This is a genomic window from Mesorhizobium comanense, assembly GCF_005503535.1.
In the GTDB taxonomy this organism is placed as follows: domain Bacteria; phylum Pseudomonadota; class Alphaproteobacteria; order Rhizobiales; family Rhizobiaceae; genus Mesorhizobium; species Mesorhizobium comanense.
Window position 1 is genome coordinate 18,416 of sequence record NZ_SCNN01000010.1, and the last position, 22,996, is coordinate 41,411.

A 22,996-nucleotide genomic window follows, 5' to 3' on the forward strand; every position below is an offset into this window, starting at 1 on the left:
ACGGATTTCGCAATCATGACCCTGCATGCCGGCGCGCGGACGTTTTCGGTGACTTCTCCCGTCGATGGCTCGATTTACACGACGCGCGCCTATGCCGATGGCGCCGCCATCGAGTCAGCGCTTGCCCGTGCAAGGGCAGCTCTGCCGTCCTGGCGGCGGATGCCGCTGGCGGAGCGACTGGCGATCCTGCTGCGTTTCGGCGATGAGATGAAGGCGCGGGCGACGCCGCTGGCCGAGATGGTGGCGTGGCAGATCGGCCGGCCGCTGTGGCAGGCCGACGAGACGCCGCGCTTGGCGCTGGTCGGGCAGTTGCTGGCCGATGTCGCGCTCGAGACACTGGCCGACATGCCATACCCTTCCGATGAACACATCCGCCGTTATGCCAAGCCGGTGGCGGGCGGCCTGCATCTGTCGATCTGTGCCTGGAACTACCCCACCGCCATGCTCGGCTATCTCGTGACGTCGCCTCTCGCCGCCGGCAATGTGGTGATCTTCAAGCATTCGCCGCAGACGCCGCTGATCGCCGAGCAGGCCGAGGAAGCCTTTCGGGCCGCCGGCGGCCCCGAGGGCGTGTTCCAGAGCCTGCATCTCGACCATGCCGATGCCGAGAAGCTGATCGCATCCGGCGCCTTCAATGCCGTGAATTTCATCGGCTCGGTCAATGGCGGCCGTCGCGTCCATGCCGCCGCCGCCGGCACCTTCACCCAGGTCCATCTCGAACTCGGCGGCAAGGACCCGACCTACATCAGGGCCGATGCCGACCTCGAGGCCGCGGTTCCGTTGATTGCCGAAGGCACCTATTCCAATGCCGGCCAGTCCTGCTGCTCGGTCGAACGCATCTATGTCGACAAGGCGATCCATGACCGCTTCGTCGAAGCGCTGGTCGCCGAGACGGCGAAGTGGACCATCGGCCATCCCTTTGATGAAAAGCCGATGGTCGGTCCAGTGGTGCGGGCAAGTGCTGCCGACAACATTCGTGGTCTCACCGACAGTGCGGTGCGGGCAGGGGCCCGGCGGCTGATGCCGCGGGACGGTGCGCTCAAGGCCTCCGGTCTCGGTGCAGCCTATGTCGCGCCGGAGGTTCTGGTCGGGGTCGATCACACCATGCAGATCATGCGTGACGAATTGTTCGGGCCGGTGGCCTGCATCCAGTCGGTCGGCGGCGACGACGAGGCAATCAGCCTGATGAACGACAGCGATTTCGGATTGAGCGCCTCGATCTGGTCCAGGGATGTCGAGCGTGGCGTGGCGCTGCTCGACGAGGTCGAGGCCGGCACTGTCTATCTCAACCGCTGCGATCATGCCGACCTGCATTTGCCCTGGGGCGGCATCAAGAATTCAGGCCTCGGCCGCACCAATGGGCGCGCCGGCCTGGCGGAGGCAACGGCGGCGAAATCGTACCATGTCCGCTCCGTCATCGCTTGATCTTGAAGCTCGCGTGACGAACGCTGCGGGCCTTACAGGGCTTGACGATGCGGCCATAGCCGCGCTCGCCGCAGCCAGCGTCGAGCGGCTACATGTCGACGCCGCCAGCCCCTATCTGCTGATCGCCGAACATGCCGGCAATGTCGTGCCGGCGCCGTGGCACGACCTTGGCCTGGCGGCGCCCTATCTCGATACGCATTTCGCCGTCGACATCGGCATCGACGCGCTGACGCGGCGGCTGTCGCGAACGTTGCGGGCGCCGGCGGTGATCGCGCATTATTCGCGGCTGTTCCTCGACTACAACAGGCCGGCGGACGAATGGGACTTCATGCGCCCGGACCTCGGCGGAATTCCGGTTCCCGGCAATCTGGCGCCGGACGCCGCTGATGCAGGATTGCGCAAGGCGATCGGCTGGGCGCCGCTCGAACAGGCCATCGTCGAGGCGGCGGCGGGCAGGCGGGCGCTGGTATCGGTGCATTCCTTCACCCCGGTGATGGCTGGCGTCAGGCGCAACGTCGACATCGGCGTGCTGTGGCGGGAACAGTCGCCCTTCGTCACCTCCGTGCTGAAGACACTCGGCGCGCAGGGTGCGGAAGCCGGATTGCGGATCGGCGACAACGAACCCTACGATTGGCGACAGGCCATCGGCTACACGCTGAATCGGCACGGGCTGGAGCAGGGCCGGCCCTGTCTTTATCTCGAAGTCCGCAACGACCTGCTTTCCGATCCGGAAACATTCGAGCGCGTCGGCCGAACCCTGGAGCAGGCCTTCGCCACTGTCGCGATGTCGTTATGGCCGAAATCAGCCATAGCCGTCTAAAGGCTGGACGCCCCCATGCCGCCCCGCTAGAGCTTGTCGAATTGGAAACACGACAGCCAAGGGCGTGGACGATGCAGGGCAATGTGGGCAGCAAGATCCGCGACGCGCGCAAGGAGCAGAACATCACGCTGCGCGACTTGAGCGAGCGCTCCGGCCTTTCGGTCTCGCAACTGTCGAAACTGGAAAACGGCAAGGCGCGGCTGACGGTCGACGTCGCGCTGATGATCGCCGGCGTGCTGCATGTGCCGGTGGCGTCCTTCCTGTTCAGCCCCAAGCCCGGCATGCAGGCGCGCCGCTCCATCACGCGCGCCGGCAGTGGCATACTGCACCAGGGCAATGCCATGGAATTCGAGGTGCTTTGCAGCGATTTCCGCGACAAGACCAATATTTTCTGGCGCGTCACGCTGCGGGCGCGAAGCTTCGAGGAGAATGGCGGCTGGCGCAGCCATTCAGGCGAAGAGTTCATTCATGTCCTCAGCGGCAGCCTGGAACTGCACACGATCCATTATGATCCGACCGTGCTGCAGCCCGGCGACAGCATCCTGTTCGACGGCGAGATGCAGCACGCTTACATCGCGCTCGGCGACCAGCCTGTCGTCATGCTGATGTCGAACACGGTGCCGCGCGATGGGCTGCCGGCCGGCGCGGGCCTCTGACCTCATCGAGCGTGCTCAAGAATATTTTCTAAAATGGAAAAAAATACTTGTTATGGAAAAGTCTGAGGTCTAGCATCCCTTTGACCGGTCGACAGGAGAAATAGCCATCGGCCGGGATGGGAGATATCACCGATGCTGTCGGTTGAGGCAGTCAGCAAGACCTTTGGCGGCGTGCAGGCATTGCGCAATGCCTCGCTGTCGTGCGAGGCGGGGGAAATCCTCGGCCTGATCGGCCCTAACGGCGCCGGCAAGTCGACGCTGGTCAATGCTATTTCCGGCGTGCTCAAGCCCGACACCGGCAGTGTCAGACTGGCGGGCCAGGACATTACCGGGCGCGGCCCCGAACATTGCGCGCGGGCCGGAGTTGGCCGTACCTTCCAGACCATCCGTCTCTTCAAGGATCTGACCGTTCGCCAGAACGTCGAGGTCGCGCATATTACGTGCCGGGCGGTGCGCCCGGATGCGGCCGCGCGCATCGGCGTCGACCAATTGCTCGCCCAATATCAGCTGGACGGTTTTGCCGATGTTCCCGCAGGCACGCTTTCCTACGGCAGTCAGCGCCGGCTGGAAATCGCGCGCGCGCTGGCGCTGGGCCCATCGCTGATCCTGCTCGACGAGCCGGCCGCCGGCCTCAACGAAGGCGAGTCGGAGACGCTGGCGATCGCGATCGAGGGCATACGCAGGGATGTCGGCTGCGCCACCATCGTCATCGATCACGACCTGCGCTTCATCAACCGGCTGTGCGACCGGCTCTGCGTCATGGACCAGGGCCAGGTGATCGCATCGGGACAGACCGAGGCGGTGTGGCGCGATCCGCGTGTCATCGAGGTTTATGTCGGGCAGTCCGCGCCGGCGTGACGGCGCCCACGATACCAACAACAGGCAAGAGGAGGGGTTCGAATGGAGAAGGTGATTTTGGGGGCCGCGGTCGTCGTGGCAGGGCTTTTGCAGGCATCTCATGCCGGTGCCGCCGACTTGAAGATCGGCCTCGCCGTGGCGATGACCGGCACCTACGCGCCCTATAGCGAGGCCGAGGGTGCGCGCTGCATGGCCGACAAGTTGAACAAGGCGGCGGCAGCAGGCGATCCCAAGGTAGAGCTGATGATCGAGGACAACCGGTCCGATCCGCAGCTGTCGGTTTCGCTCGGTCAGAAATTCCTCGACGCCGGCGCGCAGATCATCACCGGCGTGCCTTTTCCGGACGCGCTCATCCCCACCGCGCAGATTGCCGCGCCCTATGGCGCCACCGTGTTCTCGGCGCCGAACACGCAGCTCGAGATGCAGCAGGCCGGGCTCGATAATTTCATTGCCGGCGCGGTGCCTGATCCGATCAACGCGGCGGCGACCGCCAACGCTCTTTACGGCAAGGGCGCGCGCACCGTGGCGCTGATGGTGTCACCAGATGCCGGCTCCTATTCGGAAAAGCTTCCCGAATGGTTCGGCGAGGTGTTCGAGCATCAGGGCGGCAAGGTCGTCGGCAAGTTCAACTATTCCTGGGGCACGACGGACTGGTCGCCGCAGATCGCCAGCATCAAGGCACTGGCGCAGAAGCCCGATGCCATCCACATTTGCGGCGTGTTGCCTGACATCGGCATCTTCATCCGCCAGTTGCGCGCCAATGGCTATGACGGCTGGGTCGCAGGCTGCGATGCCTTCGACGACAAGTCGCTGGAAGGCACGGTCGGCAATCCGGCGTCGCTGGAAAAGGTGATGTTCGCCACCCATGGCGCGACGGGCATCGACAGCCCCATCGACAAGTTCCTCGCCCAGTGCAAGGCGGATGGCTACAAGATCAACGGCATCTTCGACGCGCTCGGCGCCGACATGGTGCAGATCAGCTACGAGGCGGCGAAGAAGTCGGGCACCGTCGAGCCGGCCGCCTTGCGCGAGGCGATCCGCGCGCCGGGCGGCTATCCCGGCACCACGGCGCCCACCATCTCTTTCGCCGAGAAGAAGGGCTATCCAGTGAAAGCCGTGCCGGTCATGGGTTTTTCCGACGGCAAGCGGGTGCTGATCACCGACACGCCGCCGACCTTCGTCCCGGCGCTGAACTAGGGCAGGCGGGACAAGTGATGATGGATCGAGCCTGGCAGGCCGCGTCGTGCTGAGCGTCGACAATCTGGTCGTGCGCTACGGCGCGGTGAGCGCGGTGCGCGACCTCAACCTGAAGGTCGGGCGCGGCGAGCTTGTCGCCCTGCTCGGTCCCAATGGCGCCGGCAAGAGCTCGACCATCAATGCGCTGACCGGCCTGGTCACGCCGGCGTCCGGCCGCATCGTTCTCGATGGCCAGGACATTTCACGGGTCCGCACCGAGGATCGCATCCGCGCAGGGCTGACGTCGACGCCGGAAGGCCGGCACATCTTCGCCAATCTGACGGTGGGTGAGAACCTGCGGCTGGGCGCGGCGACGCGGCGCGATCCCAAGGGCGTGCGCGGCGATATCGACCGGTTCCTGGCGCTTTTTCCGGTGCTCTCGGAACGCTATGGACAAGCGGCGGGCACGCTTTCGGGCGGTGAGCAGCAGATGCTTGCGATCTCCCGGTCGCTGATGTCGCGTCCGAAGCTGCTTTTGCTCGACGAACCGTCGCTCGGGCTGGCGCCGAAGATCGTCGAACGGATCTTCGATTTCATCGGCGAGCTCAAGCGGGAAGGGCTGACACTGCTGGTGGTCGAGCAGAACGCCAGGCAGGCGCTGCGCTTCGCCGACCGCGTCTACGTCGTCAGCACCGGCACGCTGCGCTACGAGGGGCCGCCCGCAGAGCTTGCCGATGAGCACGGCCTCTTCAACCTCTATATCGGCGGGTAGGCGGCGACATGGACTATGCCCTGCAGCAGCTTCTCAATGCACTGGCCTTCGGCGCGGAATATTCCCTGGTCGCGCTCGGCCTGGCCGTCGTGTTCTCGATCATGGGCCTCGTCAATTTCGCGCATGGCGAGATCATCGGCGTCTCCGCCTACAGCGTATTCCTGGCGGCCGCCCTTGGCCTGACCTCGCCATTCGTCGCCGTACTCCTTGCCGTAGCTGCCGCCGCGCTTGCGGCGATCGCCTTCGAGCGGGTGGCGTTCCGGCCGGTGCGCTACGCGCCGACGACGACCGGGTTGCTGACCGCCTTCGGCGTCTCGATCGTGGTGCAGAACCTGTTCATGCTGCTGATTTCGCCCAAACCGCAATCGGTCTCGATCCTCAATGGCCTGAACCAAATGTGGTTCGTTGGTCCTTTCGCGGTGTCCTCGCTGCAGGTCATGGAGCTGATCGTCTCCGGCCTTACCATCCTGGCGCTGGTGCTGTTCCTCAACCGTTCGACATTGGGCCTGGCGATCCGCGCGGCGTCGCGCGATTTCGCCACGGTGCGGCTGATGGGCATCAGGGCGAACAGGGTCATCGCCACCGCCTTTGCCATTTCCGGCGCGCTTGCCGGCATCGCCGCCGTGTTCATCATAGCAAGGCGCGGCAGCGTCTCGCCCGATCTCGGTTTCAGCCTGGTTCTCAAGGCGTTCGTGGCGTGCGTGATCGGCGGTTTCGGCTCGCTGGCAGGCGCGGCGGCCGGCGGCATGCTGCTCGGTTTCATCGAGGTCGGTCTGCTGGTTGCCCTGCCGCAGGAATATGGGGGCTTCAAGGATGCGCTCACCTACGTGATCATCGTCGCGCTGCTGGTCTACCGGCCGGAAGGCCTGCTCGGCCAGCGGGTCGAACTCGGCGACAAAGAGATTTGAGGGGAGACATCTGAGGTGTCGCAAGTCCTGGAAAATACCGCGCCTCCGATTGTTGCGGCTTCGCAGAAGGGCAGCGCGCTGAGGCGCTCGCTGATCGGTGGACTGGTGACGTCGCTGCCCGTGCTGGCGATCGGGCTGGCGATCCTGAATTTCGCGCCGACCTACTACACCTTCCTTGCACTTGGCGCCTTCGTGAACCTGATCGTCGTGGTGGGCTTGCAGGTGTTCATGGGCAACAGCAACATCGCCAATCTCGGCCACAGCGCCTTTGTCGGCCTTGGCGCCTATGGCGTTGCCATTCTCTCCACACCGCTGGCCATGAAGAAACTGTCGATCCCCAATGCGCCGTTCGGCTTCGCCACGCTCCAGCTCGATCCCGTCTCCTCGGCGATCATCGCGCTGATTGTGGTCGGCGTCATTGCCGCCGTCAGTGGCAAGGTGATCAGCCGGCTGTCAGGCGTGACCGCGACCATCGTCAGCCTGGCGCTGCTGATCATCGTCCATTCGGTGTTTCTCAACTGGACCGACCTGTTCAAGGGCAACCAGGCTTTCTTCGGCATTCCGAAGGTGGTTGGCCTGCCCTGGATGCTGGTGTTTTCGGTGGTGGTGATCGTGGCGGCGCGGCTGTTCAAGGACAGCCGCTGGGGCCTGCAGCTGAGGGCCAGCGCCCAGAGCCCGCAGGCGGCGGCTGCGCTCGGCATCGACGCGAAGAGGCTGCGGCTGATGTCGTGGGTGCTGTCGGCGCTGATCTGCGGCCTGGCCGGCGTGCTCTACGCCTATTTCGCCGGCACGATCAGCCCGAAGCTGTTCTACTTCCAGATGATCTTCAACACGCTGGCAATGCTGATCCTGGGCGGCATGGCGACGGTGACGGGCGCGGTGACCGGCGTGATCGTGCTTTCGGTCGGGCTCGAATTCATCCGCAGCATCGAATCCGGCGTGACGATCGGCAGCATCCAGCTGCCGCAACTGCTCGGGCTCTCCGGCGTGGCGCTCGGCGTGGTCATCGTGCTGTGCATGGCGTTCCGGCCGAGCGGCATCAGCGGCCGCTACGAACTCGACGAACTCTTTTCGCGATATTTCCGGCGCAACGCAAAATAGCGGCGCCCATGTTTTGGTGGAGGACTGGACGTGGAATTTGAGGACAGAAGGGCGGAGTACGCGCCGCAGCTCGAGGCGTTGCAGCGCGAGCTCGCATCGCGCGGCGTCGAGTTCGTCGAGGTGCATACGGTCGATACGTCAGGCGCGTTCCGCTCCAAGATCGCACCGCTGAAGCTGTCGACCTATGGCGAATCGATCAATGCCATCCTCTATTGCGTCACCCATGGCGACGGCCAGCCCCTGGGCGATGTCGCCTTCGCCTCGCCGAGCGCCAATGAGGAGAACGGCTTTCCCAACATCAAGGGCATCATCGATCCGGCGACCGTGGTCCAGCATGGCTGGAAGCCGAAATTCGCCTCGGGCATCACGCGTTCCTATATGCTCGACGGCGCGGTCTGCCCGTTCGATCCGCGGGGCGTGCTCGCCCGTGTCGAGGAGCGCGCCAGGGCGCTCGGCTATGAGCCGATGTTCGCGCTGGAATACGAGTTCGGCATCTTCCATGCCGACCATGATCTGATGCGCGCCGGGCGCTATCGCGAGCTCAAGCCCTGGGGTCATTCGCTGATCAACTATGATCTCGTGCGCAGCGGCGAATACCAGGATTTCGCCGCCGAGTTCATCACCCGCATGAAGAGCATCGGCATCGGCGTCGCCTCGCTGGTCACCGAATATGGCTACGGCATGTATGAATACGCGTTGACACCGAAGCCGGCGCTGCAGGCGGCCGACGATGCGATGCGCGCCAAGCTGCATCTGCGCGAACTTTGTGCCGAGCGCGGCCTGGTCGCCACGTTCATGACCCGCTTCCAGCCGCCGGGCAAGGAAAGCGCCTGTGGCGCGCACCATCATGTCAGCCTGTGGAAGGACGGCAAGCCGGCCTTCGCCGCCGGGCCGAACAGATTGACGCCGGTGGCCGAGAAATTCCTTGCCGGCGTGCTCAACCGGATGCAGGAAACGCATCTTCTGTTCCGGCCGACCGTGAATTCGTACCGCCGCTTCGACCGTGGCGCATGGTCGCCCGAGGATGTGGCATGGGGATTCGAAAACCGCACCGCGCCGATCCGTGCCATCACCACACCCAATGACGGCGCCTGCCGGCTGGAGCACCGCGCGCCGGGAGCGGACATCAATCCCTACCTGTCGATCGCCGCGATCCTGGCCGCGGGCTGCGAGGGCATCGAAAGGAATCTGCCGCTGGAAGCACCGGTGACCTCGAACCTTGCCACTCTCGACAAGCCGAAACTGCCGCGCACGCTCAACGCCTCCATCGAAGCCTTCGCGGAGTCCGATTTCTGCGCGGATGCTTTCGGACAAGCGTTCCGTGACAACTATGCCGAAAGCCGGCGCGCGGAACAGGCAGCGTTCGACGCCTGGCAGGCCTCGCACATCACCGACTTCGAATGGCAGCGCTATTTCGTCAGTTGATCATCGAGAAAAGCCGGTCGGCTTGCGCCGGCCGGCTGTCTCAACCAGGGTCAACCTCAAGCAGGCTCAGCCGCAGACGCGAACGTTCTCGATCACCTTATGGTGGTGGCGCCAATGCACCACGGTTTCGGTGTGGCAGCGATGGCGCCAGTGATGACGGCGGTAGCCGTCTCCCTTGTAGTCACCATACTGCATGCCGTTTTCATCGCCGTACTGATTGTCATAGCGGCGGTCATGATGGCGGCGAATGACAATGCCGGAATCCTCGTCGGATGAATATCGGTTGCCATCGTCGGATTGGATAATAACACTGGCGGCTTGCGATGGCGCGATGGCTGCCGCTGTCGCGGCAAAAGCCAGCACGGAAGCCAGGATCAACTTTCTCATTTCGTCCTCCTGCGAGTTATAGGGCTAATAACTCGCGGAAGAACCGGCTGTTCCGGCCGGATCTACACGCTTTGCGACACCGCGGACATCAAGGCGTTATCGGCGGCGCGCTCCAGCCGCACGAAAGCCGTCAGCGGCAGATGGTCGGATGCAACGCGCGAAAGCGGTGTGTCGTGCGCCCCGACGGCGGCAATCATGCCGTGCCGGTTGGCCATGATCCGGTCGAGGGCCAGCAAGGGCAGGTTGGACGGGAAGGTGGGGACGGCCGGCGGTTGCGGGCCAAATGTCGCGTGCAGCGTGTTGAGCGCGGAACGGTTGCCGAGCCGCCATTCATTGAGGTCGCCGAGGAGGAGCGTCGGTTTCTCGTCGGGACTGTTCATGAGATCGAGCACCACACGTGCCTGCTGGGAGCGCGAGCGGCGCAAGAGGCCGAGATGAGCGGCAATGATGCGCAGCGTCTGGCTTCCCTCAAGGTCGATCTCGGCGACCACCGCGCCACGGGGCTCGAGGCCGGGGAGCCTGATCTGGTGCACGTCGCGCACGACGCCCTTCTTGAACAGCAGGACATTGCCATGCCAGCCATGGCCCTTGCCGGTGGCGAAGATCGGCACGGGAATGAGGCCGGTCTCGCGCTCGAGCCGGGGCAGGTCGAGAAGCCCGTCGCGCTCGCCGAACCGGTTGTCGGCCTCCTGCAGCGCAATGACATCCGGGTCGATTTCGCGGATGACGTGGCTGGTGCGTTCGGGATCGAACTTCCTGTCGACGCCGATGCATTTGTGGACGTTATAGGAGGCGACCAGCGTGCCGGTGGTGCCGGTCGCCTTGTGTGCGGCGGCGTTTGCCTTGCGCATCCGCCGGTCACGGATGGACAAAAGCATGGTCGCCGGCAGGCTGCGTCCGTTGCTTCGCATCATATGCCTGCCATGCCCGCTTCTCTCGCCATGCCCTTCAAAATAGAGTCCCTGCGCTTAGGTTCCATGACCGGCTTTCAAACTATCTGGCAAACGCGTCTCTTTGTTGAAGATGGGGCCAAAGACGAAGACCTTGTCAAAGATAGGGTGAACCCAGCCAAAGGATGCGGTCGAACAGCCTGATAAGGAATGGCCGGGCGCGCAAGGTTTCGAGCGTCACCGGAACGGCATTGGTCATCGCAGATCCGATCCGTGCCTCGATCTCGCCGGCAAAGCCGGCGTCGAGAACCTCCAGGTCGATCTCGAAATTCAGGCGCAGCGAGCGGGCATCGAGGTTGGACGAGCCGACATAGGCCCACACGCCATCGATCGACAGCAGCTTCGAATGATCGAACGGCCCTTCCGTTCGCCAAACGCGGCAATAGTGCTTCAGGACCTGGTCGAATTGCGCGGTCATGGCGCGGTCGACGAGGAAGAGGTTGTTCACCGCCGGCACCACGATGTCGATCTCGACGCCGCGCCGGGCGGCGGTGATCAGTGCGCTGATGAGTTCCCGGTCCGGCAGGAAATAAGGCGACATGATCCGGATCGACTTGCGGGCCACCGAGAAGGCGCCGATCAGCAGCTTGTGATTGGTCTCGTTGCTGGCATCGGGCCCGGAGGCGACCGCCCGCACCATCATCGGCTGGCCGGCGGGTGGCGACAGCGGGGCAATGGCCCAGGCATCGCCCTTCAACGCCTCGTTGGTGGCAAAGCGCCAGTCTTCCGCGGCGACCGAGAACAGGTCGGCGACAACCGGGCCGGTGACGCGGAAATGCGTGTCCCTGGCGCTGTTGGAGCCGGCAAATTCGGCCGAAAAACCCTTGCGGATGTTCATGCCGCCGGTGAAGGCGACCGTGCCGTCGACCATCAGGATCTTGCGGTGGGTCCTGAGATTGGCATAGGGCAGGCGCAGCCCCATGACGATGTTGCCGTTGAAGACGTCCGCCGTGATGTCGGCGCTGCGCAGATGCCCCAGGATGCTCGGCACGGAGTAGCGGGCGCCGACGGCGTCGATCAGCACGCGGACGGCAACGCCGCGCCGGACGGCCTTGGCCAGCGCCTCGACGAAAAGCAGGCCGACGGCGTCATTGTCGAAGATATAGGTCTCGAGCAGCACGCTGCGCTCGGCGCCGTCAATGGCCGCGCACATGGCGGAATAGGCCTCGTCGCCGGTCTCCAGCACGTCGATTGCATTTCCCGGGTTGAGCGCGCGCCGCGCCACCCTGTCGCCAAGCGTGCGCAAACCGATGAAACGCTGGCCGTAGCGCTCGACGATCAGCGCCTCTTCGGCGGCGAGGTCGCGCTCATGCTTGGCGGAAGCCGCGTCACCGGCCAGCGGCCGCTGCGCGCTGATGGTGGCGCGGCGGATGCGGTTGATGCCGGCGACTGCATAGATCATCACGCCGAGGATCGGCGACAGCACCATCACGCCGACCCAGCCGGTCGCGGCGCGCACGTCCTCCTTGGTCATGACGGCGTGGCTTATGCCGACCGCCGCCATCACCACCGAGATGATCGCCAGGATATGAGGCCAGTGAGTCGCGAAGGTGTCGAACATTGGCGCGACTATCCAGCGGGAGACCGAAGAAGGCAATGCAGCCGATCGCGCTTGGCGACATCATCGCGAAGACGTTTCAGGCGTCAGCTTTTGCTGGTCATGGTACGGGCAAAGCTCTCCGCGATCGCCAGAACCGCGGCATGAATCGGCCCTGCCGTGAGACTGGGGATGATCGAGGCGTCGACGACAAAGAGATTGTCGAGCGCCTTCAGCCGCAGACCGGCATCGACAGGGGCGTCCGCGTCCTTGCCCATCCTGCAGGTGCCGCAGGGGTGATGGTGGGTGATGACCGCCCGCGCTATGAAATCATCGATCCCGGCCTCATCGCTCAGCTTGCCCGGCAGAATTTCGTGGTTGCGCCACCCGGCGAGTTCCTCGCGATGGCCGATCTCTCTCGCGGCTTCCAGGGCCTGGCGGAACAAGGCCCGGTCCCGGCCGGTCTGCAGATAGGCGGGATCGATGACCAGGCGGTCGCCCAGTTCCGGCCCGCTTATGCGCAGGCTGCCCCGGCTCGTCGGATGGGTGATCCCGAACAGCAGCGAATAGGCCGTGCCGGCGGCGGGCGCTTCGAAACATTCGGACACGATCGGCGCGATGCCGCAGCCGACGACGATTTCTGGCTGGCCGTCGGCGGCGAAGCTGCCGGCCCGCATATAGGCCATCGATTCCGAATGCTGGAGGCGCGACGCAGCAACCGGCTTGCGGGCCGCGTAAAGGTTGCCGGCACCGAGCAGATGGTCTTGAAGGTTGCGGCCGATGTCGGGCATGTCGATCAGACAGACAACACCCGCGGCATCGAGTGTATCGCGCGGGCCGATGCCCGAACGCATCAGCAGGGCCGGGCTTTCCAGCGCTCCGGCGCAAAGCAGGATCCGATCCGCCGAAACGTCGATGGAGCCTTGCCGATCGACGACCTCCAGGCCATGGGCCCGATTGCCTTCCAGCTTGAGCCGCCGCGCCAGCGATCCCGTAAGAATGGTCAGGTTCCGGCGGCTTCGAACGGCCGGTGTCAGCCAGGCATCCGCGACCGTCACCCGCCGCCCGTCGCGAATGTTCAGGGAGTTCGGCGTGACGCCGATCATCTGGCCGCTGTTATGATCCTGCAGGCGGGGCAGACCCAGAGAGGCACCGGCCTCGATGAAGGCGCGCGCGACCGGGCTGACTTCGTCCGTCGGCAGGTGCACCGGCATCGGCCCGCCCTTGCCGTAGAGACCGTTGCCGCCGAGCGGATGATCCTCGTTGGCCAGGAAAGCGGGCAGCAGTCCGTCCCAGCTCCATCTTTGGTCGCCGGTCGCTTCGGCCCAGGCCTCGAAGTCCTGCGGATGGCCGCGCATATAGCCCATGGCGTGCAGGCAACTCGAGCCGCCAACCACGCGCCCGCGCGCCCAGTGATGCACGCGGCCGGCCGTGCCGGCTTGCGGCTCGGTGCGGTAGTCCCAGTCATAGCTGCGCCCCTGTAGCGCCGGCCAGGCGGCGGGGTTCCAGATGTCGGGGTCCGATGCCTCTTCGCCGGCTTCGATCAGCAGGACGCGGCGGGCAGGATCTTCGCTCAGCCGCGCCGCAAGCAACGCGCCCGCCGAGCCACCGCCGACGATAACGACATCGGCATGCTGTCTGCGCTCGAAATTGGCACTGCTCATCGTCACTCCATCTGGCGCTTGCCTGTCTGTATGGTCGGCATGTCCGGCGCTGGCCATGGCGAATGCCCCGCGCAGCCTTGTGTTCAGCGGGCACCCGGTCCGCAGTTTAAAGAGGATTTCGAGCTTCCAAGACGAGCTTCGAGAAGCTCAGATGTCGCTGTCCATGGATATTTTCGCCGCCGCTTTCGCCCGCAAGACGTGCTGCTTGGAGGCTTTGCGCGCGGCCTTCTCGTCGCCGGCGGCGATGGATTCGAATATCTCCCTCATCTCCGCCAGGCTGCTTTGCGCCCGGCCTTCCAATGACATCGACCGCCCCCGGAAGAAGCTTATCCTGGCCACCAGGCCGCGATGGACTTCCTCCAGGATCGGGTTGCCGCAATTGGCTAGGATGATCGAATAGAAGTCGGCGGCGGTCATGACCTGCGCGATGCTGTCATTGCTGGATGCCGCCTCCTCGAACGCGGACAGCGATCTCTCGAGTTCGCCCAATTGTTCGGGCGAAATTCTCGACGCGCATCGTCCCGCCGCCTCGACCTCGAGCAGTTCCCGAACCTCGTAGATGGCGGTCGCCACCTCCCAGGAGAGAGCCGGTATCGATGGTCCGCGATTGGGCACGATCTCGATCAGCCGCTCGGCCTCGAGGCTGCGCAGGGCCTCCCTGAGCGAGGGCCTGCTGATGCCGAGCTGGGCGCAGAGCTGACTTTCGATCAGGCGGCTTCCCGGCTGGAACAGCCCGGACAGGATGGCGAGCCGCAGCTTGCCAACGGTCTCCTGCTGCACTGTTCGTGGCGAAATCCGCAAATTCAGATCTGGCGGCATCGGTTACGTCTCATGGGCGTTAGGGTCGCGATCGGATGCATCATATGCGACGCCGGGTGCATTGGACAGCAGGAATAGTCAGATTGTCAATTCTCAAGATTGAAAGAATGTCAGACAATCCTGTTGACGTGCCCCATCTTTGTATGATCCTCTTGGGTCACACGGGTAGCAGTGGTGAGGATCATAAACGTGGTGTCAGGCGTGCCTTCCGGTCAGTTGAGTTCGCGACGTATCGATACGGGTCGCATCTCGCTCAACGTCCGCGAGGCAGGCTCCGGCCCGCTGATGCTGTTCTTCCATGGCATTACCGCCAATTCCGCGGTCTTCGCGCCGCTGACGGCGCGGCTGTCGGAGCGGTTCACGACCATAGCGGTCGACCAGCGCGGGCATGGCCTCAGCGACAAGCCGGAAGCCGGCTACGCGGCGAATGACTATGCCGAGGACATAGCAGCACTTATCCGCACGCTCGACCGCGGGCCGGCCATTCTCGTCGGGCATTCGCTCGGTGCCAGGAATTCCGTCACGGCGGCGGCGAAGTATCCGGATCTCGTCCGCTCGGTCGTCGCGATCGACTTCACGCCATATATCGAGGTTGAAGCGCTCGACGCACTGGAAGCCCGGGTGAACGCGGGCAGCCAGCTTTTCGAGACCGTCGACGCCGTCGAAGCCTATCTTTCCGGCCGCTATCCGAACATTCCCGCTCCCGCCATCAGGATCAGGGCCGAAAGCGGCTATCACCGGGTAGACGGCGGCTTGCGCCCTCTGGCCTCGCCGACAGCGATGGCGCAGACCGCCAAGGGCCTGCGAGCCGACCTCGTGCCCGCCTACCGAGACGTGACGAAGCCCGTCCTCGTCGTCAGGGGCGAGGCGAGCAAACTGGTTTCGGCGGCGGCGCTGGCGAAGACGAGCCAACTGCGGCCGGATCTGCCCGTCGTCGTCGTTCCGGGCGCCGACCATTACGTCAACGAGGTGTCTCCCGAGATCACTTTGAGAGCCATCACGAATTTCATCGATGCCTGACGGCCGAATGCGCCGTCCCTTCGTACGCAGCAGGATCAGAAAATGGCCAATGTAAACACTAGTTCGGGCAAAACGCGTCGTGCCGAGATTGCCGGTGGCGGCTTTGCCGGCCTGACGGCGGCGATCGCTCTCAGGCAGAACGGCTGGGACGTCAGGCTGCACGAAAAAAGCGCCGAGCTCAGGGCTTTCGGCGCCGGCATCTATCTCTGGCACAATGGCCTGCGCGTCCTCGAGGGCCTCGGCGCCCTGGACGAGGTCCTGCAGGGTTCGCACACGCCGCCGACCTACGAAACCTGGATGCACAACAAATCGGTGTCGAAGGAAACGTTCAACGGTCTTCCCTGGCGCGTCATGACCCGCAGCCATCTGCACGACGCCCTCGTCAACCGCGCGCGCGCCCTGGGCGTCGACATCCGCGCCAATTCCGAGGCGGTCGCGGCCGATCCGGAAGGGCGCCTGACGCTCCAGACCGGCGAAGTTCTCGAAGCCGACCTGATCGTCGGCGCCGACGGCGTCGGTTCCAAGGTGCGGGATTCCATCGGCTTCAAGCAGGACCGGTGGATTTCCAAGGACGGCCTCATCCGGCTGATCGTCCCGCGCATGAAGAAAGAACTCGGTCATGGCGAGTGGGACAACACCATCGACATGTGGAATTTCTGGCCGCGTGTGCAGCGCATTCTCTACTCGCCTTGCAACGAGAACGAACTCTATCTGGGCCTGATGGCGCCGGCCGCCGATCCGCGCGGATCGCGCGTGCCGATCGATCTCGAAGTCTGGGTCGAGATGTTCCCGTTCCTGGAGCCTTGCCTGATCGAGGCGGCGAAGCTGCAGACCGCCCGGTACGACAAGTACGAAACGACGAAGCTGGACAGCTGGACGAGAGGCAAGGTCGCGCTGGTGGGAGACGCCGCGCACGCCATGTGCCCGGCTCTTGCCCAGGGTGCCGGCTGCGCGATGGTCAATGCCTTCAGCCTGTCGCAGGACCTGGAAGCGGGCTCGTCTGTTGAGGACGCGCTCGTCGCCTGGGAGACGCGCATCCGTCCGATCACCGATCGCTGCCAGGCCCTGTCGGGCGACTATGCGGCGAACCGCTCGCTGTCCAAGGGAAACATGTTCACCCCGGCCGCGCTGGAAGCCGCGCGCTACGATCCACTGCGCCGTGTCTTTTCGTGGCCGCAGTAAAGGTCGGACGGGCCGCTCAACGAATTAATCGGCGCGCGCGGAAAATGCGCGCTCCCTTCAGGAGATAAAGATGAATTATTCCAGTGCAGTCGAACGGGATTACGAAGTCCGGGGGTGGTACGCGTCGGTCCAGGAGAGCCGCCATGATGGCGGCGCTCCTGGACAGGCGCTGGTCAAGGTCGCGACCGGCGTTGTCATCCGCAATCCGTACGCCGGAAAGTTCGTTGTCGAATTGTCCGATCTGACCGGCCCGAGCGCGGCCATCGGCCATGCGCTGGGCGAGCGCGCGGTAGCGCTGCTCGGCAACAGGCCGGTCGAGAGCTATGGCAAGGGCGGCATCGCGGGCACATCAGGCGAGCAGGAACATGTCGTCGCCTGCATCACCACCGTGTTCGGCGATCCACTGCGCGAGCAAGTGGGCGGCGGCAAGGCCTGGATCTCGTCGGTCAGCAAGGTCGCGGTGGCCGGCACCACCATCGACATTCCGCTCGCCCATAAGGACGAGCTCTATATCCGCTCCCATTACGATGCCGTCACATTTTCGGTGCCGGATGCGCCGCGTCCGGATGAACTGCTGATCTGCATCGCCGTCGCATCGGGCCCGCGCGTGCACCAGCGCGTCGGCGGCAAAACCGTCGCCGACCTCAAGGCCGGCGTCTAGTTTCCTCGAAATCGCTCAAGGACGAATTCAATGCCCCTGAATATCAAGGACCTCAAGATAACATCGGTTGATTTCCAGCCGCTCGGCAAGCTGCGCGACGAGCACGCCGGAGACAAGGGCAACGTGCTGCCCCGGCTCAAAGTCAGCGGCGTTCCAGCCGGGACGACGGAACTGGCGGTCATCTGCCACGATCCGGACGCACCGCTCGCCAACGGTTTCACGCATTGGGTCGTCTACGGTATCGACCCCTCGACCACGGACCTGTCGGACGCGCAGGAAAAATTCCGCGTCGGCCCGAACGGCGCCGGTCACATGCAGTATTATGGCCCGCAGCCGCCCGCGGGCCACGGCGAGCATCATTACTATTTCTGGGTCTATGCCCTCGACACCAATGTCGAAGGCACGCCCACCCGGGAAGAGTTCCTGCAGAAATATGCCGACAACATCATCGAGCAGAACCGGATCGTCGGCCTCTACGAAAACAAGTGAAATCCGCGGCGCCGGCGACCGATAACAACAACAAGAATGGTCGCCACCGCCGCAATGGGAGAATTGGAAATGACAGATAGCAACCCCGCGCGCCAGAAGCTCTTCGGAGAGCTGGTCACCGCGACCAAGATCCTTCTGAACGAAGGCATCATGGATACGTTCGGGCACATCAGTGTCCGTGACCCCGAGGATCCCGACAGTTTCTTCCTTCCGCAGAAGCTGGCGCCGAGCCTGATCACCGTCGACGACATCCAGCGCCTCAATCTGAATGGCGAGACCTCGGACAACCGGCCGTCCTATCTCGAGCGTTACATCCACAGCGAAATCTACAAGGCGCGGCCCGACGTTCAGTGCGTGCTCCACACCCACTCTCCGGCTGTCCTGCCGTACTGCTTCGTCGATACGCCGCTTCGGCCGGTCACCCATATGGGCGCATTCATCGGCGAGTCGGTTCCGGTCTACGAAATCCGCGACAAGCACGGCGACGAGACGGATCTCTTCGGCGGCAGCCACGACGTTTGCGCCGATATCGCCGAGAGTCTCGGCAGCCAGACCGTGGTGCTCATGGCGCGACATGGCGTCGTCAATGTCGGCAACTCCGTGCGTGAGGTCGTCTTCCGCGCCTTCTATCTCGAGCAGGAAGCGAAGGCGCTCACGGCCGGCCTGCAGATCGGCAAAGTCAAATATCTGTCGCCGGGCGAGGTCAAGACGGCGGGAAAGCTCGTCGGCGCCCAGATCGATCGGGGTTGGAACCACTGGTCGCAGCGTTTGAGGGAGGCCGGCCTGGCCTAGTGCCGGCCGCCTTGAAGAATACCTGGGCCATCCCGCTCTCGGCCAGGATGGCCCAGGCCCGGTTTCAATAGTTTCCTGGCGCAGAAGCGCCGGACCAAGGCAATGAAACGCAGATGGCGCACGCTGAAAGCTACGACTACATCATCGTTGGGGCCGGATCGGCCGGTTGCGTGCTCGCCAACCGGCTGAGCGCCGACCCGAAGTGCTCGGTGCTGTTGCTGGAGGCCGGCGGCTGGGACCGCGACCCCATGATCCACATCCCGCTCGGCTGGGGAAAGATCCTGACCGAGCGCCGCCATGACTGGATGTATTTCTGCGAGCCGGAAGACAATGTCGGCGGACGCAAGGTCGAATGCGCGCGCGGCAAGGTCATCGGCGGATCGTCGTCGACCAATGCGATGGCCTATGTGCGCGGCAATCGCGGCGACTACGATCGCTGGGCAGCCTCGGGCCTCAGCGACTGGTCGTATGACAAAGTGCTTCCCTATTTCCGCAAGCAGGAAAGCTGGGAAGGCGGCGAGAGCCGGTTTCGCGGCGGCTCCGGCCCGCTCACCACCCAGTTCTGCCGCTACAAGGACACGCTGATCGACGCCTTCGCGCAAGCCAGCGTGCAGGCGGGCTATGAACAGACGAGCGACTATAATGGCGAGCGGCAGGAAGGGTTCGGCCGTCTCCAGATGACCATCTCGAAAGGCCGGCGCTGCTCGACAGCCACGGCCTATCTGCGGCCGGCGCTGAAGCGGCCCAATCTGACGGTGCTGACGGAAGCAAGCGCGACGAAGATCGTACTGCAGGGGTCCCGCGCCACCGGCGTCACCATCAGCCACCAGGGGAGCGAGCGCACGATTACCGCCCGCAAGGAAGTGCTGCTTGCCGGCGGTGTGATCAACACGCCGCAACTGATGATGCTTTCGGGCATCGGCGCGCAGGACGAGCTTGCCGCGCACGGAATCGAGACGCGCCTGAACCTGCCGGCGGTCGGCAAGAACCTGCAGGATCATGTCTCGGTTATCCTCATGTACAGGCGCCGCAGCCCAGGTGGACCGTTCCTGCGTAACATGCGTGCCGACCGGATCGGCCTGGACTTTGCCAAGACCTACCTGACAGGCCACGGTTTCTCGGCCGACGTGCCGGGTGGAGTCGTCGCCTTCCTGAAAAGCGGCCCGGAGCGGCCGTTGCCGGACGTGCAATTGCTGTTCACCGCGGCGCCACTTGCCGCATGGCCTTATTTCAAGCCGTTCAAGGCGCCGTTCCCGGACGGCTTCGCGACGCGGATCGTGGCGACGCAGCCCGAAAGCCGGGGCGCGGTGAAACTGGCGTCGGCCGATCCTGCCGCGGCGCCCCTGATCCATCAGAATTTCCTTGCCTCGCCGAAGGACTGGGAATCGCTGCGGGCCGGATTCCGGGTGGCGAGAAACCTCGCCGCGCAGCCCTCCATGCAACCCTTCATCGAGGCGGAGTTCTTTCCCGGCCCGAAGTGCCAGAGCGACGACGAGATCGACGAGCATATCCGCAAGACGTCCATCACCGTGCACCATCCCGCCGGGACGTGCCGGATGGGAGCCGATCAGGCCTCGGTCGTCGATCCGCAATTGCGTGTTCGCGGCGTCGACGGCCTGAGGGTGGTGGACGCGTCGGTCATGCCCGACCTCGTCTGCGGAAACATCAACGCCGCGGTGATCATGATCGCCGAGAAGGCCGCTGACCTCATCGCGGCGTCGAATACAGCAATGGAAAGCAGGGCAGCGTGATGATCCAACGTATCGCCATCATCGGTCTGGGTACGATGGGGCCGGGCATGGCCGCCCGGCTCGCCAGGGGTGGCCTGCAGGTCGTCGCCTACGATGTCGCTCCCGCGGCGATCGAGCGTGCTGGCACCATGCTGGGCATTGCGGAAGGCGTCCTCGATTCCCTTGGCATCGCGCCGCCCGCTTCCGGCGCCGGAACGGTTCGTTTCACGGACGACATCGCCGACGCGGTGTCGGGCGCCGATCTCGTCATCGAGAACGTTCCCGAAAACATCTCCATCAAAGCCGAGGTCTATCGCACGATCGACGGCCTGATCGGTCCGGAAACGATCGTGGCGTCGGACACGTCGGGTATCCCGATCACCAAGCTGCAGGCGCATATCTCGCATCCGGAGCGGATGGTGGGCATGCACTGGTCGAACCCGCCGCACATCATCCCGATGATCGAGGTCATCGCCGGCGAGAAGACGGCGCCGCAGATCGTGACTGTTATCCGCGACCTGATCCGCTCGATCGGCCTGCTGCCTGTGGTGGTGAAGAAGGACGTTCCCGGTTTCGTCGAAAACCGCGTGCTCTATGCGCTGTTGCGCGAGGCGGTCGACCTCGTCGAACGCGGTGTCATAGAGCCGGAAGACCTCGACACCTGCGTGTCCTGGGGCATCGGCTACAAGATCGCCGTCATCGGACCCATGGCGCTGCTCGATGTGGCGGGCCTCGATATCTACAAATCCGTTTCGTCCTTCCTCAACGCCGATCTTTCCAATCGGGACGATGTCGCGCCGATGGTGCTGGAAAAGACCAATGCGTCGAAGCTGGGCATCAAGTCGGGCGAGGGCATGTTCTCCTACACGCCCGAGCAGATCAAGGCGCTGCAGGGCGAACGCGCGCGCAAGCTCGTTGCGGTGCGGCGTATCCTGGAGGGCCGGGAGTAGCCATGCGCATCGAACCCATTCGAGCAGCAGGCGGCCGGTCAGCCCATATCCGCCATGATGACGACCTGATCTCCGCCAAGGGCGTTTCGGTCGTCATGGCCCGGCAACTGGTGCTCAGCAATATCGACCTTGCGATACCGAAGGGCTCGTTCGTCTCCCTCATCGGTCCTTCCGGTTGCGGCAAGAGCACCTTGCTCAAGGTGCTGGCCGGGCTCGTGGAGCCGACCAGCGGCAGCGTTTCGATCGCCGGCCTTTCGCCGGTCGAGGCGGCGCGCAAGCGCATGATCGGGCTCGTCTTCCAGGACGCCAACCTGCTGCCATGGAAGAATGCCGTCGACAATGCCTCGATGCTGCTCGGCATCGCCGACAGGTCGCTGTCGCGCGCGCAGCTGAAAGCGCGCGGGCAGGAGATGCTTGACCTGGTGGGACTGGGCGACAGCGCCCACAAGCGGCCCCACGAATTGTCCGGCGGCATGCGCCAGCGCGTCGCCATCGCACGCGCCCTGGCGCTCGATCCGGCGGTTCTGCTGATGGACGAGCCGTTCGGCGCGCTGGACGCCATCACCCGCGATTCAATGGGACAGTCGTTGCTGGAGATCTGGCAGCGCACCGGCAAGACCATCGTGCTCGTCACCCATTCCATCGACGAGGCCATCCATCTGTCCCGCCATGTCCATGTGCTGGGCATCAAGCCGGGGCGGATCACGGAGAGCCTCGACATCGGCCTGCCCTATCCGCGTGACCTCTCGGTGACCGAGGATCCCGAATTCGTCAGGCTTGTGGTTCAACTGCGCACCATGCTGCGCGCCAGCCATCAACCGGGAGGCGCGTCGTGAGCGATCAACCCGTGACCGATTTTTCCGAGTCGCGTTTCGCCTCCAGCTGGAGTGCTGCGACTGGCAGCTGGCTGCCGGCGGTGATCCTGCTGCTGGCGACGATCGCGGCCTGGGAAGCCGTGGTGCGCATCTTCGCCATTTCCGCCTTCATCATTCCCGCCCCGTCCGAGATCGCGCAATCGCTGGTCGCGAACTGGGCAACGCTGATGCAGGCGACGCTGGTGACCGCGGGAGAAATCCTGTTCGGCTTCCTCGTCTCCGTCGTGGTCGGCATTGCGATCGCATTGGTCATCGTGCGCTTCGACTGGCTGGGGCGCGCGCTCTATCCGCTGGTGGTGCTGTTCCAGAACGTGCCCAAGGTGGCGCTGGCGCCGATCTTCATCCTCTGGTTCGGCTACGGGCTCGCGCCCAAGATCGGCCTGATCCTGGTCATTGCCTTCTTCCCCGTGACGTTGTCGATGCTGGCGGGCATGCAGGCGGTCGACCGTTCGCTGCTGTCGCTGATGAATTCGGTCGGCGCCAGCCAGACGCAGATCCTGTTCAGGATCCGCGTTCCGCATTCGCTGCCGAACCTGATGGCGGGGACCAAGATCGCCGCCACCCTGAGCGTCATCGGCGCCATCGTCGGCGAATTCGCCGGCGCGTCGGACGGGCTCGGCTACGTCATCCAGTTCGCCTCGACCCAGCTCGACACCGCGCTGGTCTTCGCGGCCCTGCTGCTCGTGTCGGTGCTGGGCATCGCCTTCTATTACGCCGCCGAAATTCTCGAACGCATCGTGGTGCCGTGGGCACCGAAATTCAGCCGCGCCTAGGCCCCTAGGACAGCCAACGTTAGGAA

Annotated in this window: 22 protein-coding genes and 1 pseudogene; 18 read left to right on the plus strand and 5 right to left on the minus strand. The window is 64.4% G+C overall.

What is annotated here, in order from left to right:
- Nucleotides 1-15 precede the first annotated feature (15 nt).
- From FFS37_RS17930 to FFS37_RS17970, 9 genes and pseudogenes are all read left to right on the plus strand, one after another.
- Nucleotides 16-1,425: an aldehyde dehydrogenase family protein gene (locus tag FFS37_RS17930; protein ID WP_137932296.1), complete on the plus strand. Its 1,410-nt coding sequence runs from the start codon at nucleotides 16-18 to the stop codon at nucleotides 1,423-1,425.
- A 13-nt stretch (nucleotides 1,426-1,438) separates the two neighbouring features.
- Nucleotides 1,439-2,245: an N-formylglutamate amidohydrolase gene (locus FFS37_RS17935; protein WP_171026322.1), complete on the plus strand. Its 807-nt coding sequence runs from the start codon at nucleotides 1,439-1,441 to the stop codon at nucleotides 2,243-2,245.
- Between the two features lie 71 nt (nucleotides 2,246-2,316).
- On the plus strand, nucleotides 2,317-2,901 hold the full coding sequence (locus FFS37_RS17940; RefSeq protein ID WP_137932298.1) for a helix-turn-helix domain-containing protein: 585 nt from the start codon (nucleotides 2,317-2,319) through the stop codon (nucleotides 2,899-2,901).
- Between the two features lie 192 nt (nucleotides 2,902-3,093).
- Nucleotides 3,094-3,759, plus strand: a pseudogene (locus FFS37_RS17945) (ABC transporter ATP-binding protein); the annotation flags it as partial.
- A 42-nt stretch (nucleotides 3,760-3,801) separates the two neighbouring features.
- The gene (locus tag FFS37_RS17950) at nucleotides 3,802-4,956 is read left to right on the plus strand and encodes an ABC transporter substrate-binding protein (RefSeq protein ID WP_137932300.1); all 1,155 of its coding nucleotides are present in this window, start codon (nucleotides 3,802-3,804) and stop codon (nucleotides 4,954-4,956) included.
- 46 nt (nucleotides 4,957-5,002) lie between these two features.
- Nucleotides 5,003-5,707, plus strand: coding sequence for an ABC transporter ATP-binding protein (locus FFS37_RS17955; RefSeq protein WP_137932301.1), 705 nt, complete (start codon nucleotides 5,003-5,005; stop codon nucleotides 5,705-5,707).
- Between the two features lie 8 nt (nucleotides 5,708-5,715).
- A complete protein-coding gene (locus FFS37_RS17960; RefSeq protein WP_137932302.1) occupies nucleotides 5,716-6,615 on the plus strand; it encodes a branched-chain amino acid ABC transporter permease in 900 nt (299 codons plus the stop codon).
- A 15-nt stretch (nucleotides 6,616-6,630) separates the two neighbouring features.
- Nucleotides 6,631-7,716: a branched-chain amino acid ABC transporter permease gene (locus tag FFS37_RS17965; protein WP_137932303.1), complete on the plus strand. Its 1,086-nt coding sequence runs from the start codon at nucleotides 6,631-6,633 to the stop codon at nucleotides 7,714-7,716.
- Between the two features lie 30 nt (nucleotides 7,717-7,746).
- Nucleotides 7,747-9,141 (plus strand): glutamine synthetase family protein, encoded by a 1,395-nt coding sequence (locus FFS37_RS17970; RefSeq protein ID WP_137932304.1) that lies wholly within the window; start codon nucleotides 7,747-7,749, stop codon nucleotides 9,139-9,141.
- 66 nt (nucleotides 9,142-9,207) lie between these two features.
- Here the strand turns inward: FFS37_RS17970 and FFS37_RS17975 are convergent, their stop codons facing one another.
- The 5 genes from FFS37_RS17975 to FFS37_RS17995 form a co-directional block, all read right to left on the minus strand.
- Nucleotides 9,208-9,528 (minus strand): hypothetical protein, encoded by a 321-nt coding sequence (locus FFS37_RS17975; RefSeq protein WP_137932305.1) that lies wholly within the window; start codon nucleotides 9,526-9,528, stop codon nucleotides 9,208-9,210.
- 62 nt (nucleotides 9,529-9,590) lie between these two features.
- The gene (locus tag FFS37_RS17980) at nucleotides 9,591-10,439 is read right to left on the minus strand and encodes an endonuclease/exonuclease/phosphatase family protein (RefSeq protein ID WP_137932502.1); all 849 of its coding nucleotides are present in this window, start codon (nucleotides 10,437-10,439) and stop codon (nucleotides 9,591-9,593) included.
- Nucleotides 10,440-10,575: 136 nt separating this feature from the next.
- Nucleotides 10,576-12,039 carry a phospholipase D-like domain-containing protein gene (locus FFS37_RS17985; protein WP_137932306.1) on the minus strand — a complete coding sequence of 488 codons (1,464 nt, stop codon included), beginning with the start codon at nucleotides 12,037-12,039 and terminating at the stop codon, nucleotides 10,576-10,578.
- Between the two features lie 83 nt (nucleotides 12,040-12,122).
- Nucleotides 12,123-13,679: a GMC family oxidoreductase gene (locus tag FFS37_RS17990; protein ID WP_137932307.1), complete on the minus strand. Its 1,557-nt coding sequence runs from the start codon at nucleotides 13,677-13,679 to the stop codon at nucleotides 12,123-12,125.
- A 147-nt stretch (nucleotides 13,680-13,826) separates the two neighbouring features.
- Nucleotides 13,827-14,498 carry a GntR family transcriptional regulator gene (locus FFS37_RS17995; RefSeq protein WP_137932308.1) on the minus strand — a complete coding sequence of 224 codons (672 nt, stop codon included), beginning with the start codon at nucleotides 14,496-14,498 and terminating at the stop codon, nucleotides 13,827-13,829.
- Nucleotides 14,499-14,681: 183 nt separating this feature from the next.
- On the opposite strand from FFS37_RS17995, the gene FFS37_RS18000 reads away from it, so the two are divergent.
- The 9 genes from FFS37_RS18000 (at nucleotide 14,682) to FFS37_RS18040 (ending at nucleotide 22,970) form a co-directional block, all read left to right on the plus strand.
- On the plus strand, nucleotides 14,682-15,518 hold the full coding sequence (locus tag FFS37_RS18000; RefSeq protein WP_137932503.1) for an alpha/beta fold hydrolase: 837 nt from the start codon (nucleotides 14,682-14,684) through the stop codon (nucleotides 15,516-15,518).
- A gap of 42 nt (nucleotides 15,519-15,560) precedes the next feature.
- The gene (locus FFS37_RS18005; protein WP_137932309.1) at nucleotides 15,561-16,700 is read left to right on the plus strand and encodes an FAD-dependent oxidoreductase; all 1,140 of its coding nucleotides are present in this window, start codon (nucleotides 15,561-15,563) and stop codon (nucleotides 16,698-16,700) included.
- Nucleotides 16,701-16,770: 70 nt separating this feature from the next.
- Nucleotides 16,771-17,361: an amino acid synthesis family protein gene (locus FFS37_RS18010; RefSeq protein ID WP_137932310.1), complete on the plus strand. Its 591-nt coding sequence runs from the start codon at nucleotides 16,771-16,773 to the stop codon at nucleotides 17,359-17,361.
- A 30-nt stretch (nucleotides 17,362-17,391) separates the two neighbouring features.
- Nucleotides 17,392-17,850 carry a YbhB/YbcL family Raf kinase inhibitor-like protein gene (locus FFS37_RS18015; protein ID WP_137932311.1) on the plus strand — a complete coding sequence of 153 codons (459 nt, stop codon included), beginning with the start codon at nucleotides 17,392-17,394 and terminating at the stop codon, nucleotides 17,848-17,850.
- 69 nt (nucleotides 17,851-17,919) lie between these two features.
- The gene (locus FFS37_RS18020; protein ID WP_137932312.1) at nucleotides 17,920-18,642 is read left to right on the plus strand and encodes a class II aldolase/adducin family protein; all 723 of its coding nucleotides are present in this window, start codon (nucleotides 17,920-17,922) and stop codon (nucleotides 18,640-18,642) included.
- 113 nt (nucleotides 18,643-18,755) lie between these two features.
- Nucleotides 18,756-20,393 (plus strand): GMC family oxidoreductase, encoded by a 1,638-nt coding sequence (locus tag FFS37_RS18025; protein ID WP_137932313.1) that lies wholly within the window; start codon nucleotides 18,756-18,758, stop codon nucleotides 20,391-20,393.
- The gene (gene fhmpcd1 / locus FFS37_RS18030) at nucleotides 20,393-21,322 is read left to right on the plus strand and encodes a 5-formyl-3-hydroxy-2-methylpyridine 4-carboxylate 5-dehydrogenase (protein WP_137932504.1); all 930 of its coding nucleotides are present in this window, start codon (nucleotides 20,393-20,395) and stop codon (nucleotides 21,320-21,322) included. Before FFS37_RS18025 ends, fhmpcd1 begins: the two co-directional genes overlap by 1 nt.
- Nucleotides 21,323-21,324: 2 nt before the next feature.
- Entirely contained in the window at nucleotides 21,325-22,158 is an 834-nt protein-coding gene (locus tag FFS37_RS18035) for an ABC transporter ATP-binding protein (RefSeq protein WP_137932314.1), read from the plus strand.
- A complete protein-coding gene (locus tag FFS37_RS18040; RefSeq protein ID WP_137932315.1) occupies nucleotides 22,155-22,970 on the plus strand; it encodes an ABC transporter permease in 816 nt (271 codons plus the stop codon). The genes FFS37_RS18035 and FFS37_RS18040 overlap by 4 nt, the downstream gene beginning before the upstream one ends.
- The last annotated feature ends 26 nt before the right edge of the window (nucleotides 22,971-22,996 follow it).